This window comes from Enterococcus asini ATCC 700915 (genome assembly GCF_000407365.1).
Classification (GTDB): Bacteria; Bacillota; Bacilli; order Lactobacillales; family Enterococcaceae; genus Enterococcus_C; species Enterococcus_C asini.
The window spans coordinates 167,791-184,011 of record NZ_ASVU01000001.1; the positions used below are offsets into that span (position 1 = coordinate 167,791).

17 protein-coding genes are annotated in these 16,221 nt (G+C 45.3%); 4 read left to right on the forward strand and 13 right to left on the reverse strand.

Features of this window, described 5'->3' with window-relative positions; all coding sequences use genetic code 11:
* Nucleotides 1–18: 18 nt before the first annotated feature.
* From atpA to I579_RS00925, 12 genes are all read right to left on the reverse strand, one after another.
* Nucleotides 19–1,590 carry a F0F1 ATP synthase subunit alpha gene (atpA, locus tag I579_RS00870; RefSeq protein ID WP_010753094.1) on the reverse strand — a complete coding sequence of 524 codons (1,572 nt, stop codon included), beginning with the start codon at nucleotides 1,588–1,590 and terminating at the stop codon, nucleotides 19–21.
* Between the two features lie 30 nt (nucleotides 1,591–1,620).
* Nucleotides 1,621–2,160: an ATP synthase F1 subunit delta gene (gene atpH, locus I579_RS00875; protein WP_010753093.1), complete on the reverse strand. Its 540-nt coding sequence runs from the start codon at nucleotides 2,158–2,160 to the stop codon at nucleotides 1,621–1,623.
* Nucleotides 2,147–2,671 (reverse strand): F0F1 ATP synthase subunit B, encoded by a 525-nt coding sequence (gene atpF / locus I579_RS00880; RefSeq protein WP_010753092.1) that lies wholly within the window; start codon nucleotides 2,669–2,671, stop codon nucleotides 2,147–2,149. Before atpF ends, atpH begins: the two co-directional genes overlap by 14 nt.
* Before the next feature lie 100 nt (nucleotides 2,672–2,771).
* Complete coding sequence (gene atpE / locus I579_RS00885) at nucleotides 2,772–2,984, reverse strand: ATP synthase F0 subunit C (protein ID WP_010753091.1); 213 nt, start codon at nucleotides 2,982–2,984, stop codon at nucleotides 2,772–2,774.
* Nucleotides 2,985–3,030: 46 nt separating this feature from the next.
* On the reverse strand, nucleotides 3,031–3,759 hold the full coding sequence (gene atpB, locus I579_RS00890) for a F0F1 ATP synthase subunit A (protein WP_010753090.1): 729 nt from the start codon (nucleotides 3,757–3,759) through the stop codon (nucleotides 3,031–3,033).
* 449 nt (nucleotides 3,760–4,208) lie between these two features.
* Entirely contained in the window at nucleotides 4,209–4,667 is a 459-nt protein-coding gene (smpB, locus tag I579_RS00895; RefSeq protein WP_010753089.1) for an SsrA-binding protein SmpB, read from the reverse strand.
* A 29-nt stretch (nucleotides 4,668–4,696) separates the two neighbouring features.
* On the reverse strand, nucleotides 4,697–7,102 hold the full coding sequence (rnr, locus tag I579_RS00900; RefSeq protein ID WP_034810373.1) for a ribonuclease R: 2,406 nt from the start codon (nucleotides 7,100–7,102) through the stop codon (nucleotides 4,697–4,699).
* Nucleotides 7,103–7,107: 5 nt separating this feature from the next.
* Nucleotides 7,108–7,863: an alpha/beta hydrolase gene (locus I579_RS00905; protein WP_010753087.1), complete on the reverse strand. Its 756-nt coding sequence runs from the start codon at nucleotides 7,861–7,863 to the stop codon at nucleotides 7,108–7,110.
* 143 nt (nucleotides 7,864–8,006) lie between these two features.
* Nucleotides 8,007–8,243 (reverse strand): preprotein translocase subunit SecG, encoded by a 237-nt coding sequence (secG, locus tag I579_RS00910; RefSeq protein ID WP_010753086.1) that lies wholly within the window; start codon nucleotides 8,241–8,243, stop codon nucleotides 8,007–8,009.
* A 99-nt stretch (nucleotides 8,244–8,342) separates the two neighbouring features.
* Nucleotides 8,343–8,618, reverse strand: a complete 276-nt coding sequence (locus I579_RS00915) for a GNAT family N-acetyltransferase (RefSeq protein WP_010753085.1) — start codon at nucleotides 8,616–8,618, stop codon at nucleotides 8,343–8,345.
* A gap of 42 nt (nucleotides 8,619–8,660) precedes the next feature.
* Nucleotides 8,661–8,930 carry a (4Fe-4S)-binding protein gene (locus I579_RS00920; protein ID WP_010753084.1) on the reverse strand — a complete coding sequence of 90 codons (270 nt, stop codon included), beginning with the start codon at nucleotides 8,928–8,930 and terminating at the stop codon, nucleotides 8,661–8,663.
* A 245-nt stretch (nucleotides 8,931–9,175) separates the two neighbouring features.
* Entirely contained in the window at nucleotides 9,176–10,135 is a 960-nt protein-coding gene (locus I579_RS00925) for an alpha/beta hydrolase (RefSeq protein WP_010753083.1), read from the reverse strand.
* A 150-nt stretch (nucleotides 10,136–10,285) separates the two neighbouring features.
* Between I579_RS00925 and I579_RS00930 the strand changes: the two genes are divergently transcribed.
* The 4 genes from I579_RS00930 (at nucleotide 10,286) to I579_RS00945 (ending at nucleotide 15,609) form a co-directional block, all read left to right on the forward strand.
* The gene (locus tag I579_RS00930) at nucleotides 10,286–10,987 is read left to right on the forward strand and encodes a TIGR00266 family protein (RefSeq protein WP_010753082.1); all 702 of its coding nucleotides are present in this window, start codon (nucleotides 10,286–10,288) and stop codon (nucleotides 10,985–10,987) included.
* Between the two features lie 157 nt (nucleotides 10,988–11,144).
* Nucleotides 11,145–12,872, forward strand: a complete 1,728-nt coding sequence (gene spxB / locus I579_RS00935) for a pyruvate oxidase (protein WP_010753081.1) — start codon at nucleotides 11,145–11,147, stop codon at nucleotides 12,870–12,872.
* 231 nt (nucleotides 12,873–13,103) lie between these two features.
* Nucleotides 13,104–15,038 (forward strand): fructose-bisphosphatase class III, encoded by a 1,935-nt coding sequence (locus tag I579_RS00940; RefSeq protein WP_010753080.1) that lies wholly within the window; start codon nucleotides 13,104–13,106, stop codon nucleotides 15,036–15,038.
* Nucleotides 15,039–15,153: 115 nt separating this feature from the next.
* The gene (locus I579_RS00945) at nucleotides 15,154–15,609 is read left to right on the forward strand and encodes a DUF2798 domain-containing protein (RefSeq protein ID WP_010753079.1); all 456 of its coding nucleotides are present in this window, start codon (nucleotides 15,154–15,156) and stop codon (nucleotides 15,607–15,609) included.
* 98 nt (nucleotides 15,610–15,707) lie between these two features.
* Here I579_RS00945 and I579_RS00950 read toward each other — a convergent pair whose 3' ends face one another.
* Nucleotides 15,708–16,217: a methylated-DNA--[protein]-cysteine S-methyltransferase gene (locus I579_RS00950; RefSeq protein ID WP_010753078.1), complete on the reverse strand. Its 510-nt coding sequence runs from the start codon at nucleotides 16,215–16,217 to the stop codon at nucleotides 15,708–15,710.
* Nucleotides 16,218–16,221 lie beyond the last annotated feature (4 nt).

Here is a 16,221-nt window from a genome sequence, read left to right on the forward strand (position 1 = left end):
GGTCAGAACGTTGGTCGATTATTTATTGTCTTCCCGTTCGGTTTCGATGGATTGAACTTTTTCTTGTGCGGAAGAAGATTGACTGTTATAAGACATGAACAAGTCTTTAGCTTCTTTAATCGCAGCGTCTAAGTCTGCCTCAGCAGGTAGATCTTTGGTTGTCCGAATCGTTTCAAACAATTCATTGTGATTGTTTTCGATTTGTTCAAACAAGAAATCTTGGAATTCCAAAATTTTCGCTACTGGAATACTGTCGGTAAAGCCGTGGGTCAAAGCGTACAAGATGACTACTTGTTTTTCCACTGCTAGTGGGCTGTGAAGTTTTTGTTTCAAGACTTCCACAGTCCGACGACCACGATTCAATTTCGCTTGAGTCGCTTGGTCCAAATCAGAACCAAACTGAGTGAAGGCTTCTAATTCACGGTAGCTGGCCAAGTCCAAACGCAAGGTTCCGGCAACTTTCTTCATAGCTTTAATTTGGGCAGAGCCCCCAACCCGTGATACGGAAAGACCGGCATCAATCGCTGGGCGAACCCCTGCGTAGAACAAGTCACTTTCCAAGAAGATTTGACCATCTGTAATGGAAATTACGTTGGTTGGAATGTAAGCAGAAATATCTCCGGCTTGGGTTTCAACAAATGGCAAGGCCGTCATTGAACCGCCGCCCAGTTCGTCACTCAATTTTGCTGCCCGTTCCAAAAGACGAGAATGCAAGTAGAAGACGTCCCCTGGATATGCTTCACGACCTGGTGGCCGACGCAATAGCAAGGAAAGTTCACGGTAAGCAACCGCTTGTTTGGACAAGTCATCAAACACGATCAATACGTGTTTGCCGTTGTACATGAATTCTTCCCCCATGGCTGTCCCAGCGTAAGGAGCGATGTACAACATTGGTGCTGGTTGAGAAGCACCGGCAGAAACGATGATGGTGTAATCCATCGCACCATATTTACGCAATGTTTCCACTTGCGCCCGAACGGTGGAGTCTTTTTGTCCGATGGCTACGTAAATACAGATCATATCTTGGCCTTTTTGATTGATAATCGTATCAATCGCAATCGAGGTTTTCCCAGTTTTCCGGTCCCCAATGACCAATTCCCGTTGTCCACGACCGATTGGCACTAAGGCGTCGATTGCTTTCAAACCGGTTTGCATTGGTTCGGAAACGGATTTCCGTTGCATAACCCCAGGAGCCATAGTTTCCACAGGACGGAATTTATCCGTCTTGATTGGGCCTAAGCCGTCGATTGGTTGTCCTAATGGGTTAACTACCCGGCCAATCATGGCTTCCCCAACTGGAACTTCCATGATTTTGCCTGTTCGTTTAACCTTATCTCCTTCACGAATGTCTTCAAAATCGCCAAGGATGATAATCCCAACATCATTTGTTTCTAAGTTTTGTGCCATACCAAAAGTGCCATTGGCGAATTCCAATAATTCACCGCTCATGGCGCCTTCTAAGCCGTGGGCCCGGGCAATCCCATCCCCTACATAGGTGACGGTGCCGACTTCTTCGACTGAAAGCTCACTTTGGTAATTTTTGATTTGCTCTTTAATCAAAGCGCTGATTTCTTCAGCTTTGATGGCCATTCGATTCACCTCTTTATCATTCTCGTAACTTTACTTCAATTGTTCCCGTAATTTGGCTAATTGGTTCGCCACGCTGCCGTCGATAACCCAATTATCGGCTTCGACAATGACACCAGCAACGATGGAAGGGTCGACTTTTTCGGTTAACTGCGCTTTTTCAAAGCCGAGGCGTTTTGCCACGGAAGCTTCCAAGCGTTGTTTTTGTTCCGGAGCCAAGGCCACCGCGGTGGTTACTTGACCTAAAATCATACCCTGTTCTTGGTCGTAACGTTTTTCGTATTCATCGATGACAAAGGGTAAGTCTGCCATGCGATTATACCGTTGCAATACGAGCAAGAAGTTTTTGACGATACCCTCAAAGCCTGCGGTCAACTGCCCCATCAAAGTCGTTTTGGCGCTTTGATCTAACCGGACGTCACTGAGTAGATTGCCCAAATCGGGGATTTCTTGGTAAATCTGTCGCAGTTGCAACAGATCTTCGTAGACTGGCTCGGTCTGTCCCGCCTCTGCCGCCAATTCGAAGAGGGCTTTGCCGTACCGTTTGCCTACGGTGTATTTATCGAGTTTCATTTTGTGAACCCAGACCTTCGATATAGTCGTTGATTAGTGATTCATGAGCCTGTGGAGTAAGCTCTTTGTTCAAAATCTTAGCTGCGATTTGTAAAGAAAGATCCGCTACGTCGTCTTTAACACTAGTTAACGCAGCTTCTTTTTCCAATTGGATGTCCGCTTGAGCTTTTTCTTTCAAACGACCAACTTCGCTTTTTGTTTCGCTTAAGATTTTTTGACGGCTTGTTTCTCCACTATCTTTGGCGGATTTGATGATTTCAGCAGCTTCCGTTTGAGAAGACATCAATTTTAATTGACGTTCTTCTTCCAACTTCGCAGCATTAACCCGCGCTTGTTCGGCTGAATCTAAATCATTGGCGATCTGATCTTCACGTTTCTTCATTATTTCTGAGATTGGTCCCCAGGCGAATTTCTTCAAGAGGGCCAAAAGGATCGTAAAGGATCCTGTCACCACAACGATACTACTTAGTGTCGTATGGGCGATCTCCGCAAGTACCAAATGATCTAGCATACGCTTGTGCTCCTTTTCTTAGCATAAAATGCAGGTGATTCCTCATACAAAAAAGCAGAAAACAACGAGTCTCCGTTACATTTTCCGCTTTTATCGTCTACTACATCAATACGAGAATAAAAGCAATTACGATACCTAGGATTGGCACAGCTTCGACCAAGGCAACCCCGATAAACATGGTAGAACGTAATTGACCAGCAATTTCTGGTTGACGAGCCATAGATTCAAGAGTTTGTGAGATAACGCGACCGTTCCCGTAGCCGGCACCGATTGCCGCCCCTAAAACTGCGATTGCTGCTGCGATATAATTCATTGTTAATTTCCTCCTATAATATGAAAATAATTTTGTAAATCCGTTGTTAATGTTCCGCTTCGACCTTGTGACCCATAAATACCATGGACAAGGTTACGAATACGTACGCTTGAATCGCCCCGATAAAGATGGAGAAGGCAATCCAAATCATTTCCAGTGGCATCACCACTGGGAGTGACCACCAACCAAGCGAATTTGCCATCGTCACGATTAGTCCTAACAGTACTTCCCCAGCATAGATGTTTCCGTAAAGACGCAACCCCAATGTGATAACATTGGTAAACTCTTCAATAAGCTTAATCGGAAGCAAGAAGCTGACCGGCTGCAGGAATGAGTTTTTGATGTACCCGCCAAAACCGAATTTTTTCACCCCAAAGTAATGGGTTAAAACAATCATCATCATTGCCAAAGACATGGCTACGATAGGATCGGCCGTGGGACTTTTCCACAGAGAGATTTCTTCACCCCCCCGTTCGAAAACAATCTTGGTAATCAAACCAATTTCGTTTGCCACGAAGACGAATAAAAACAGCGTGACGGATAGTAAGTGGAAATTGTTGACTTCCTTTGATGACAGACTGTCCTTTAAGATCCCTCGAACAAAATCAATTAGATACTCAATTACATTTTGCTTTCCTTTTGGTTTCAGCTGCAAATTTCGGGTACAAATGAAAACGAGTGCAAATACGATGCAACAGGTTAACAGTGTCATCAATACTACCGTGCCATCAAACCAAATCGGACCGATATGGAAGAGCAAGGTTTTTTCCTTCAAAATTTCTCACCTCTTTTCCTGCAAAATCCTGAGAAACACTGGTAAAACACGGCCAAAAAAGGCTCTGAGTGAATAACCATCCGAATCATACCACCACAAAAAGAAAATTTCAAAGTATTTTCACGAAAATTAGACAATCAAGAAGTTTTGCCGAATTTTTTATGGGGGGAAATCCGAATCGCACCATTTCTTCACTTTTTTTGGTCTAGGAAATCGGAACGGCATTTCCTATTATTGCTTAAATGCTATCAAAAAGCCTTGAATTTATAAAGCAATAGCCCTCCTAAACCGGAAAAGGATTTCATTAGACAAAAATGAGAGAAAGTCTCGATTTGATTTCGCCATTCCCTGCATTCAAAAAATGAAAAGCCTTACAGATGCTTTTGCTGTCTATGAAAAAGGCGTAATGATAATTCTTTTAAAAATTATCATTACACCGATTACTATTTTTAATGGTTCTTCATTGCCCGGGCGATTTGTCGCTCTTGATCTTTACGCTTCAAACTTTCCCGTTTGTCATATTGTTTCTTCCCTTTTGCCAGGCCAATTAATACTTTGGCATAGCCGTCTTTCAAGTAGACTTTCAAAGGTACAATCGACATCCCTTGCTGCTTCATTTCCCCGTATAACTTGTCAATCTGCTTTTTGTGTAGCAGTAGTTTCCGAGTGCGCAGAGGATCATGATTAAAGATATTTCCTTGTTCATAAGGACTGATATGGACATTTACCAAAAATGCTTCTCCATTACGAATCCGGACAAAACCGTCTTTTAAGTTAATCCGACTGTTGCGGATGGATTTAATCTCCGTTCCTTGTAAGACGATCCCCGCTTCGATGGTGTCCACAATCGTATAATCATGCCGGGCCTTTTTATTCTGGGCAATGAGTTTTCCTTCCCCTTTTGGCATTGCGTACCTCCTCTTAAACCGACGCTACCTTACTTTCCTTTCTTCTTGACTCCTTTGTAGAAAGGTTTTTTCGCGCCTTTTTTCCCGTTTGGCTTTTTCCCGGATTTTCCAGACTGGGTGAATCCGGCGTTTTTCTTGCCTTTTCCGCTCTTCTCTTTCCCTTTGCCTGGTTTTTCCTTAGTTTTACCTTGGTCCTTGAAATTGCCTTTTTTCCGGTTATTTCGTTGATTCTTTTCACGACTGCGTCGGCGTTTGCGATTTTCTTGTCGCACAATCGGCGTTACTTCTTCGGCTTCCACCAATTCAAAGTCGATTTCTTGAGTTACCGGATCAGCCTTAGTTACTTTGACTTTGACTTTCTGACCGATTTTAAAGGTGACTCCAGTACGTTCTCCTACTAGCGCCAGCTGGGTTTCCATAAAATGGAAATAATCTTGTTTCAAATTGGTAATGTGAATCATGCCTTCGATAGTATTGGGCAATTCCACAAAGAGCCCAAAACGCACCACGGAACTGACGATGCCTTCGAATTCTTCGCCGATATGAGCCGCCATGTATTCGGCTTTCTTCATACCGTCGACTTCCCGCTCACAATCCACCGCTCGTCGTTCCATTTGCGAACTGTGGACGGCGATTTCCGGTAGTTTTTCTGCCCATTTTTCTTGATTTTCCTTGCTGCTATCTTTTCCATACGCACGAATCAAGCGGTGGACGATTAAATCCGGATACCGACGAATGGGAGAAGTAAAGTGGGTGTAGTACTCCGCCCCTAATCCGTAGTGGCCGTAATTGACCTCTGAGTACTTCGCCTGCTGCATGGAGCGCAAGAGCATCGTATTTACCACAAAGGATTCCGGTTTGTCGGCTACTTCTTCCACAATTCTTTTCAAATCCGTTGGGGTAATGCTACCTTTGGTGGTCTTGATAACCAAACCTAGAGTCGCCGCAAAATCAAAGAAACGACGCAACTTGTCTTCTTTAGGCTCTTCATGAATCCGATACAAAAACGGCAAGCGACGTTTATTGAAGTGCTCCGCCACAGTTTCATTGGCCGCTAACATAAAGGACTCAATTAGCTTTTCCCCGACGCCACGACTGCGTAATAAAATTGCTTCTGGATGCCCTACCTCGTCTACTACCACTTGGGCTTCCCGGTCTTCAAAGGAAACCGCACCGCGCCGCTCCCGCATAGCCGTCAAAATCTCGTGGAGCTCCGCCATGGTTTCAAACATGGAAACTAGCGCTTGATATCGTTCCATGGTTTCCGGATTACGGTCTTCCAGAATTTCATTGACGCTAGTATAGGTCATGCGCTCTGTAGTTTGGATGATGCTCTGGAAGATTTCATGATGCACGACTTTTCCTTGAGGATCAATCTCCATTTCGCAGCTCATGGTCAAACGAGGCACTTTCGGATTCAAAGAACAGATACCATTGGATAGACGGTGGGGAATCATAGGAATCACTCGATCCGTCAAATAGACACTGGTTCCTCTCTCAAATGCTTCTCGATCTAGGGGGCTATCCTCCGTCACGTAATAGGAAACATCTGCAATATGCACTCCTAAGAAATAATTGCCATTGGCTAACTTGTGCACAGTTACCGCGTCATCTAAGTCTTTGGCATCGGCCCCATCAATGGTAACCACCGTCTGATCTCGCAAATCCCGGCGTTCAGGAAACGCTGTGGGATCGATAGCATCTGGTACTTGATCCGCTTGCTTCAAAACATCTTCAGGAAACTCCATGGGAATCCCATGGGCAACCACGATGGACAAAATATCCATACCTGGATCGTTTTTGTGACCTAAGACGCTTGTTACTAAACCTTCTAAACTGGTCCCGTAGCCTTTTTCCGGATAGTGGGTGATTTCCACTTGAACCACACTGCCATCTACCGGACGAATTCCTTCGGCGGCCACAAAGATTTGAAACGCGGCAAGCTTTTTATCCTTGGGTTTTACCACACCATACAAATCGGTCTCGGCAATCTCTTCCTCAGAAAAAAGCGTAAACTCCCCTACTAACTGGGTAAAGCCTCGCTTGCGTACTTCCACGACTTTGCCCTCGGGCCCTTTTTGTTTAAAAGGATCTGCCACAGCAAGGATGTCCACTGCCACCGTGTCTCCATCCATGGCATAGCCCGTGTGTTCCTTGCTAATGTAGATATCCTCTTCCTCGTCATCGTAATGCACAAAGCCAAAGCCTCGTTCATTTCCTCGGAAGGTGCCCTCTAATAAGACATTTTCTGGAGGCAATTGAATCTTGCCTTTTTTGGTAAATACCAGACTGCCATCGTGTTCCATGACGGCCAAGGTTTGAACTAAGCGTTTGTAGTCGGCGCTCTTTTGCAGGCCGAGACCTGCTGCCAGTTCTTCTGGAGAGAGACTGTTTTTTGAACTATTCGCTAGAAATTGGCGAATCTGCTCTGTTATATTCACTAGTTTTCCTCATTCCAAGTCAGATTTTCGATAAATTGCCCCACTGTTGCCTCAAACTGCTGGTGTTCTGCCGCTACCGTAATCACATGGCCACTTTTGGCAAACCAATGAAAGCTCGCGTCGGTTTGGGACAAGGCCTGAAGGGTGCGATAGGCAGTGGTGGGATCGATCATTTGATCCGCTCCCCCTTGGGCAATATAGACCGGTTGTGTTACATTTGGTAATTTTTGAGCTGCTTTAGCCGCCAAATTTTCGATGGCTTGTAGCTGCTCTGGTTGGCGGGCTGCTAGCTGTTCCAAGCGCTCTTTAGCGACAGATTGTGCTAAGCCTTGTTTGCGATAGACTCCTTCACTGTAACGCAAAAAGCTTTCAGTAACCCGATTGCTTCCTGGAAACAGCGGCGAGCAAAAAACACCTCCGGCGATAATTGCCGGATCGTCTTCCGTTAGTAAATCCATGGCTAAAATCCCACCCATAGACAGTCCGAAGACCGCCAGCTGAGTGATTCCTTCGTTTTTCAAGTAGGCCACGCTATCGCGAACATCTTGGCGCCACTGTTCCACCGAAGCAGTTAAAATATCGAGTGGCTCTAACGTACCATGCCCGGATAAAATCGGTGCATAAACTGTGTAATTGGCTTTTTCCAAAGAACGGGCCAACATGCGGACGTCATTGGCACTTCCGGAATAGGCGTGAAGTAATAAAACGCCTCGCTGACTTTTCTTACTATAAAAAGGTTTTGGTAAGTTTTCCATCAAACCACCTCCCAGCTCATTTTATCATAGACCTGTTGCAAACCGTTACCCATTCGCCGTCTGCTACCTTAACTTCGCGTTTTTCACTACACCGCATATAAAAAAACCGCGACCTTTTTGGCAAGGTCACGGTATCCAAGTGCTTATTTTGATGACAAAATCGCCAAGACGAACAAAAGAATCATCCAGACTCCGCTCATCACAGCCGTTGCCCGCTGCATGACAGCTTCAAAGCCACGAGCTTTTTGTTTACCGAAAAGTTCGCCTGCCCCACCGCTAAATGCGCTGGCTGCACTATTTTGTTTGCTTGGTTGCATCATAACGGCAATAATGATCAAAATCGATAAGACGATGACCACTGCCAAGAGAAAGTTATACATTGCGCGCTAGCTCCCTTCCTTGGAAAATACGTCTCTCTTACTTTAGCATATTCCCACAAATTTGGCTAGACACAATTCAGGGTTCAACCTGCTGAAAGGCTATTTCCGTAAGACGTCGCCGTACTCTGGTTTTTCGGCGAATTCTTTTTTCGCAAATGGGCACAAGGGCAAGACTTTCAAGTTTTTTTCACGAGCCATTTCTACCCCAGCTGCTACTAACTGTTGCGCGTATTGGTGACCGCGATACGCATCGTCCACAAAAGTATGATCGATGATGATTAAGTCGTCCCCGGCTTGGGACCACGTCATTTCACCGGCTTCTTGGCCGTCGTCGGTTAACAATACCATGCGATTTTTTTCTTCTTTGATTTCCATATTTAGCCTACTTTCTAGGAAGTTCATCCTTCCTGGTCATTCTTATTGGTCTTTTCGTACAAACTTTAGCGCGCCTGTTGGGCAAGTATTAATAACCCGGGCATCGTCAGCTGCATCCCCATTATCTGGTAAAATCCATGGTTTCCGGCCGACTTCGAAGACCGCACCATTCCCCCGGACACAGTTGCCCACGTGCGCACAAATGTCTTTGTTGTAATAAATATCGATATCTTTGCCAGTATATTTCCGATACCCTTGAGCCAGCAATGATTCTTCCGTTGTTGCTTGCCCACCAATCTTGTTGCCTTCCATGAAAAGTCCCCCATTCAACTTGTTTTATTTAATTTTTCCCTACTTTGGCAAAGGAACACGAGGATAACATAAGCTCATGGCCCTCTGTATCTTCATTCTAGTGAGGGCTGAAAAAAAACGCAAGTAATTACCTTTTTGACAGCTTTTCTAAGGTTTCCCTGAAAAGTACAAACAGCCAATCAAGACTCGCTCACCTCCTGATAACAAATACCAAGGGATAGCTTCTTGATTGGCTGACAATGACTTTATTTAGTGTACTGTTGGATAAAAGCAAAGACCGCATCCCAATATTCCGTAGCTTTTTGCTCCTTGGCCTCCAGGTGCCCACATTCGGCAAAAGTTCGAGTTTCTGCTGGACCGGCGCTGGCTTTAGCCAATGCCCCGAGTTCTTTCACCGGGACGAATTGATCCTCTTGCCCGTGTAAGAGTAAGATTGGCAAATGATTGCTACCTAACTGCCGCGTCACCGAAGCTCGAATCAAGGAATAGCCAACTTTTCTTCTAGCGTAGCGATTGGCTAAGACCATAAATCGACTCACAGGGTACTTGGTATAGCGACGCAGTAACCATTTGAACTCACTGTATACGGAAGTAAAGCTACTGTCGGCGATAATCAGCTTTACTTGCGGGGGGAGTTTTTCCCCACTGGCCATTAATGCACTGGCACCACCAATCGAACAGCCATGGAGCAAAATCTCGGCTTCTGCGTCTTGGACCAAGATGGCGTCAATCCATTGAAGCAAATCCAAGCGGTCCAGCCAGCCTAAACCGATAGTCTGGCCTTCACTTCGCCCATGCCCTCGCAAATCTGGCACTAAGACATTGTAGCCTTTTTCATAGTAGACTTGTGCCACGTCGTTCATATCTTGAAACCCAGTACTGCGATAGCCATGTAAAGCAATCACCCAACGATGTCCCGGTTGGGTAAACGTTGCCGCCACCAGTTTTAAACGATCCTCTGAGGTAATCCGCCAAGTTTTTTCTTGCAACCAAAACGTCGCATCCGCCTCATCTTCTTCATCCGTTCGCTTTTGCCACGCTTGATCAAAGAGCGCTGCGCCTTCCGTAGCAAACCAGTCATTCCCCCGGTCCACTGCTGCATTCACATAAAACTGCGCCCAGCGATTTAGATACAATACACCTGCAATCAACAGGAGAATTACTACTATTAAAATGCCCCCTAGAAGCAAAAGCCAATTTCCCATTTCGTCACCCTCGTTAATTTGTCTGGATTCAGTGTACCATGGTTTTTCCCTGACACCAAAAAGGAACAAAATGTTCTTTAGAAGAGCTTAATGATTACAAATAACGTATACTAATAAGCATAAAAATAAATTACAGAAAGTAGGGATCTCATGCAGTATCGACTCACTTCACAATCCGTCTTTCCTTTAGTCGAAGTCACGTTAGCAAAAGGGGAAGCACTTCAATTGGAATCTGGTGCCATGGTCTATCACAATGGCCAAATCAGCTTGGAAGGCCATATGAATGCCAATGGCAAAAAAGGCATTGGTGGCGCTTTACGAGCACTAGGGCGCTCCGTTACCAGTGGGGAAAGTTTCTTTATTACCACCGCCACCGGGTTAGCAGACGACGCTTTGATTGCCATTGCCCCTGGCACGCCGGGAACGATTCGGGAATTAGCCATCGGTAGTGAACAATGGCGCTTAAACACCGGAGCTTATTTAGCCGCCGAAAGTAGCGTCCAGTATGAAATGGTACGCCAAAGCATCAGCGGCGCTCTTTTAGGAGGCACAGGTGGCCTCTTCGTGATGGAAACCAAAGGCAGTGGACGGATGTTGATTTCCGGTTACGGGGATATCGTCGAAGTAACCTTAGACGGCAATCAGCCACTAGTGGTAGACAACCACCACGTCTTAGCTTGGAGTGCTAGCTTAGATTACCAAATCCAAGTAGCTTCTGGAACTTTTGGCTTTAAGACTGGGGAAGGCTTGGTCAACAGCTTCTCTGGTAAAGGTACCGTTTTGATTCAAAGCCGCAACGTGGAAGCTTTAGCGGGACTCTTGGATCCTTACATTACAAAAAGTAGCAACTAAGTTTTGAGCTCGATTGCTTTTAGGGCTTGCGACACATTCTAGTTTCTCTATAGAAGAGACCGCTAGATGTGTTGCAAGACCCTTTTTTTGTACTTTTTGCTAGTCCGTCCTACAATGGAATAGAAGCCTTTAAAATAAAAGAAAGAAGTGAGGAAAAATGGCGAAAGTCGCTGCTGGTGTTGCTATGTTACGGGTGATGAAAGCTTGGGGAATCGATCGGGTATACGGGATTCCCGGAGGTTCTTTCAATTCCACCATGGATGCATTGTACAAAGAACAAGGAACGGTAGACTACATCCAAGTTCGTCACGAAGAAGCCGGTGCCCTAGCCGCTGCGGCAGAAGCAAAACTCTCCGGAAAAATCGCTTGTACCTTTGGCTCGGCTGGTCCTGGAGCCACTCATTTGATCAACGGCCTGTATGATGCCAAGATGGATCACGTACCTCTTTTAGTCTTACTAGGCCAAGTGGGCAGCACCTTTATGAACTACAACTATTTCCAAGAAATGAACGAAAATCCCCTTTACGTGGATGTCAGTGTCTACAATCGCACGGTGATGAATCCCGAAAGTCTCCCTCATGTGGTGGAAGATGCCATCAAAGCCGCTTACAAACACCAAGGAGTTGCCGTAGTAACCATTCCTGTGGACTACGGGTTTACCGAAATTGAAGATAACTATCACGTGGCTGCGGCTAGCTATCAAACAAGCTTGCCTCAATTAAATGAGAAACAACTGGAAAAAGCCTTACCCTATCTTGAAGCTGCCAAACGTCCCGTCCTCTTTATCGGCCAAGGTTTGCGAGGACACGAAGACGTTATTAAAGAATTTTCGACGCACTTTAGCATGCCCGTGGTCAATGCGGTATTAGCCAAGGGAATTCTAGCCGATACTTTTGAAAATGCTTTGGGTTCCAGTGCTCGTGTGGCCACTAAGCCTGCCAATGAAGCTTTGGCACTGGCCGATTTAGTCGTCTTTGTAGGTAGTGACATGCCTTTTGCCGGAGCTTTTATCAATCCCGAGGCGAAAATGATCCAAATCGACATTGATGCAGCGAAATTTGGTCGCCGGCATCCAGCCGATGTGGCAATCCTTGCTGACGGTGGCGAAAGCTTGCGCCGTCTAGTAGAATTGGGCAAACCTCGACCTAGTGATCACTGGCTAGAAAGCAATCAACAAAACGTCAAAAATTGGCACGCTTGGCGCCATAGTTTCGATGAATTCGACGATGGTGGCCTGTTGCGACCAGAACCCGTATACAAAGAAATCAACCGGATTGCCGAAGATGATGCCATCTTCGTAGTGGACGTGGGCAATGTCACCACCCACTCCGTTCGTCATCTGGCCCTTAATGGACACCAGGCCTTCACTACCTCTGGCTGGTTTGCCACCATGGGCTACGGAGTTCCCGGGGGCATTGCGGCCAAGCTCCACTTCCCGGATCGACAAGTCTTCACCATTTCCGGTGACGGTGGCTTTGCTATGAACATGCCGGACATCATCACCCAAGTGAAGTATCAATTGCCGATTATTAACATCGTTTTGACCAACGATTCCTTTGGCTTTATCCAAGCCGAACAAGAAACTACTAACTCCGCCCTCTTTGGAGTGGACTTAGCCGATGCCGATTTCGGAAAAGCGTCGGAAGCACTGGGAGCAAAAGGCTTTACCGTTACGAGCTACGATCAATTGGAACCCGCTTTTACCGCCGCCAAAGCAGCCAAGGGACCCGTTGTCATCGAAGTTAAAATCAAAAATGACAATCCTCTCCCTGTGGAAGCATTGCAATTGGATCCAGATAAATACAGCGCAGAAGAAATTCAAGCCTTTAAAGACACCTATCAAGTTCATGATATGCCCGTCTTAAAAGAACTGTTAAACCAATAGTTTCCTCTTAAAAACACCTTGCCTATCAAATGGCAAGGTGTTTTTTATTGCGGTTGAACTGTTTCACCTCTAATGGATTTTCAACTAGACCGATTTTCTAAAAAAGTGAAAATAGCGAAAGTTTGCATTTACAAATCTTGTTTTCATCAGTATGATTAGGTTATTATCTAAAGCTAGACAAGTTAACCATTTCAAAACAAGCGAAGCAATCACTGTGTTAGGAGGAAACTGATGAACGCCAAAAATTACTACGAGCTATTGTACAAAGAGTTTCAAAGCAAAGAAGATGTCTACACCGAGCTAATCAACTTGGAAGCCATCTTGAATTTGCCCAAGGGAACCGAGCACTACATCAGTGATCTCCACGGCGAAGCAGACGCCTTTGCCCATACGTTAAAAAACGGCGCCGGCAATATCCGTGAAAAAATCTTTCTGCTCTTTGAAGATCGCTTGCCAGCAGATTACTTAGAACAACTAGCCCTCTTTATCTATTACCCAGAGGAAAGTTTGAAACGAGAGACGGAAATTTCTAAAGACTGGTACACCACCCGACTCAGTGAACTGATTGAACTCACGAAGTTTTGCGCCAACAAGTATTCCCGATCGAAATTGCGCAAGGCCTTGCCCCAGTCTTTTAGCTACCTGCTGGAAGAGTTGATTTACCGCACAGAAGCAGAAGAAAATAAAGCCCAGTACGATGAGGCCATTGTGAATAAGCTGATTCAATTAGGTCAAATCGATCAGCTCCTAATCGCTTTGTGTCAGACCATTCAACGACTGGTGGTGGATCACTTACACGTGGTGGGAGATATCTTTGACCGGGGCCCGGCCGCCGATCAGGTCATGGACCTTTTGATAGCCCATCATTCCGTGGATATCCAGTGGGGCAATCACGATATCATCTGGCTGGGGGCGTATGCCGGATCGGCGGTTTGCTTGATGAATCTTTTGCGCATTGCCGCTCGCTATAACTATCTTTACGAAATCGAGGATACTTACAGTCTAAACCTCCGTCCCCTCTTTACCTATGGGGAAAATCACTACCATGAAAATCCAGCCTTTACGCCAGCAAATCGCCAAAACAAGGCCTATGATTTCGAGGATCTTCAAACTCTGGAAAAAGTCCATCAAGCTTTGACCACCTTGCAATTTAAGCTAGAAGGACAACTGATTAAACGGCGGCCGGATTTTCATTTAGACAATCGGCGGCTTTTAGAACAGGTGAACTTCTCAGAAAATCAGGTCCAAATTGACGGCCACTGGTATCCCTTAACGAATACTTGCTTTCAAACCATTGATCCTAATAATCCCTACGCTTTGACCCCAGAAGAAGAATGGGTGGTAAAAACCCTTTTAGCTTCTTTCCAAAGCTCGGAAAAGATGCAAAAACATATGGAATTTTTGGCAAAGAAAGGCAGCATGTACCTACTTTATAATGGTCAACTGCTCTTTCACGGCTGTATTCCTTTGACGATGTCTGGAGAGTTTCAACCGGTAAACATTCAAGGGGTAGCCTATCAAGGAAAGGCTCTGCTAGATGAAATGGATCGCTTGCTGCGAAAAGGACTGCAACGCCCCCAGATTCACGATGATTTTGCCACGGATTTCTACTGGTACGCTTGGTGTGGCCGCTATTCCCCACTCTTCGGCAAGGAAAAGATGACTACCTTCGAGCGCTACTTTATCCAAAAGAAAGAAACCCATCAAGAAACCAAAAATCCTTACTACAAATTACGGAACAACAAAGAAACGTGCCAACTGATTTTGGAAGCTTTTGGTCTAACTCATGACAACGCCCATATCATCAATGGCCACACCCCGGTGAAAGCCGAAGCTGGGGAAAGTCCGATTAAGGCAGGTGGCAAGCTCTTTGTAATCGACGGTGGTCTATCAAAGGCCTATCAAAAAACCACGGGTATCGCTGGTTACACCCTACTCTACAATTCCATCGGTTTTCAAATCGTCACTCACCAGCCCTTTACTTCCGTGAATGATGTGCTGACTCGTCAAAAAGAAGACTTAGGCGTAAAACACGTAGTCGACAAAATCGAGGGAAAAACCCTGATTCGGGACACTACGATTGGGCGTAGACTATTGCGCCAAATTGAAGATTTGGAACAGCTTTTAGCTTATTTGGAAACAGACCCATTGAAAAAAAGCATCTAACCTATCTTTTTGAAAAAAATAATGAAAATATGAAGATTTTTGCTTACGAGGGGCAAAAAAATCTGCTACCATAAATTCACTCGGTAAAAAACCGGAATTTAAAGGAGTGAATGTTTTGCCAAGAAACAAAAAAGAAGGAATGATTTTTACAGTCTTAATGTGTGGCTTAATGGTGTTGGGCATGAGCTTGTACAACCTCGCCATCCATGATGCATTAACGGCTAGCGCATTATTTGGTGGGTTTCCCTTAGGATTTATCGTGGCTTTTATTTTAGATGTTTTCGTCGTAGGGGTTGTGGCTAAAAAAATCGCTTTTCGCCTGCCTGTACCAAAACACAAACCAATTTACATGATTTTAACGATTTCCTCTCTAATGGTGTTGGGCATGGTAAGTTTCATGTCCGCTTACGGCTTAATCGTAGAAGGTCAAGCCGGCATCTTGTTCAGCAGTGCTTATTTCAAAGCTTGGTTAACCAACTTTGTCGTGGCCTTGCCTTATCAATTGCTCATCGTGGGACCATTTTCCCGGAGCATTTTGAAAAAAGTTCAAAACGCCCCAGTGGAAGCATAAACAATAGCAAAACCCCATCACGAATTAGTTCGTGATGGGGTTTTATACAGCACTTAACTATTTAACTGCAACATCTGCGTCAAAAACTTGTGCCCTACTTATTTCAAATGACTAAAGTCTGCGCCTTCTAGTTTTAATAAAGCAATTTTCCGCTCTAAGCCACCGGCGTAACCAGTTAATGAGCCGTCACTTCCTACCACCCGATGGCAAGGAATCACGATGGATAAAGGGTTGTGTCCCACCGCGCCGCCGATTGCTCGAGGCGATGTGGCTGCACCTTGTTTGGACAAACGGTGGGCCAGTTCGGCATAGGTAATCGTCTGGCCATAAGGGACTTGGCACAAAACCTGCAACACTCGTTGTCGATAAGCCGTCACTTGGGGATTTAACGGTAATGCCTCACTACTAGGAGCATTGCCTTTAAAGTATTCATCCAGCCAAGTGGTGACTTGATCCGAAATTGCGGTTTGCTTTTCCGGGATTGCCCTTAAGTCAAAGCCTGCACCAAAATATTTTTGATCTTCAAACCACAGACCTAAAAGAGCCGTTTCATCACTAACCAAAATCAGCTGACCTAAAGGCGAAGGATAATTGGTTTTCGTAAGCATGATG

Excerpts from the sequence above, each read along its gene's own strand:
- secG (WP_010753086.1), bottom strand. The coding sequence starts at position 8,243 with ATGTATAACTTTCTCTTGGCAGTGGTCATCGTCTTATCGATTTTGATC.
- smpB (WP_010753089.1), bottom strand. The coding sequence starts at position 4,667 with ATGCCAAAAGGGGAAGGAAAACTCATTGCCCAGAATAAAAAGGCCCGG.
- atpF (WP_010753092.1), bottom strand. The coding sequence starts at position 2,671 with ATGCTAGATCATTTGGTACTTGCGGAGATCGCCCATACGACACTAAGT.
- I579_RS00930 (WP_010753082.1), top strand. The coding sequence starts at position 10,286 with ATGCAGTATCGACTCACTTCACAATCCGTCTTTCCTTTAGTCGAAGTC.
- I579_RS00925 (WP_010753083.1), bottom strand. The coding sequence starts at position 10,135 with ATGGGAAATTGGCTTTTGCTTCTAGGGGGCATTTTAATAGTAGTAATT.
- I579_RS00940 (WP_010753080.1), top strand. The coding sequence starts at position 13,104 with ATGAACGCCAAAAATTACTACGAGCTATTGTACAAAGAGTTTCAAAGC.
- I579_RS00920 (WP_010753084.1), bottom strand. The coding sequence starts at position 8,930 with ATGGAAGGCAACAAGATTGGTGGGCAAGCAACAACGGAAGAATCATTG.
- I579_RS00905 (WP_010753087.1), bottom strand. The coding sequence starts at position 7,863 with ATGGAAAACTTACCAAAACCTTTTTATAGTAAGAAAAGTCAGCGAGGC.
- atpH (WP_010753093.1), bottom strand. The coding sequence starts at position 2,160 with ATGAAACTCGATAAATACACCGTAGGCAAACGGTACGGCAAAGCCCTC.
- I579_RS00950 (WP_010753078.1), bottom strand. The coding sequence starts at position 16,217 with ATGCTTACGAAAACCAATTATCCTTCGCCTTTAGGTCAGCTGATTTTG.
- spxB (WP_010753081.1), top strand. The coding sequence starts at position 11,145 with ATGGCGAAAGTCGCTGCTGGTGTTGCTATGTTACGGGTGATGAAAGCT.
- I579_RS00915 (WP_010753085.1), bottom strand. The coding sequence starts at position 8,618 with ATGGAAATCAAAGAAGAAAAAAATCGCATGGTATTGTTAACCGACGAC.
- atpE (WP_010753091.1), bottom strand. The coding sequence starts at position 2,984 with ATGAATTATATCGCAGCAGCAATCGCAGTTTTAGGGGCGGCAATCGGT.
- atpA (WP_010753094.1), bottom strand. The coding sequence starts at position 1,590 with ATGGCCATCAAAGCTGAAGAAATCAGCGCTTTGATTAAAGAGCAAATC.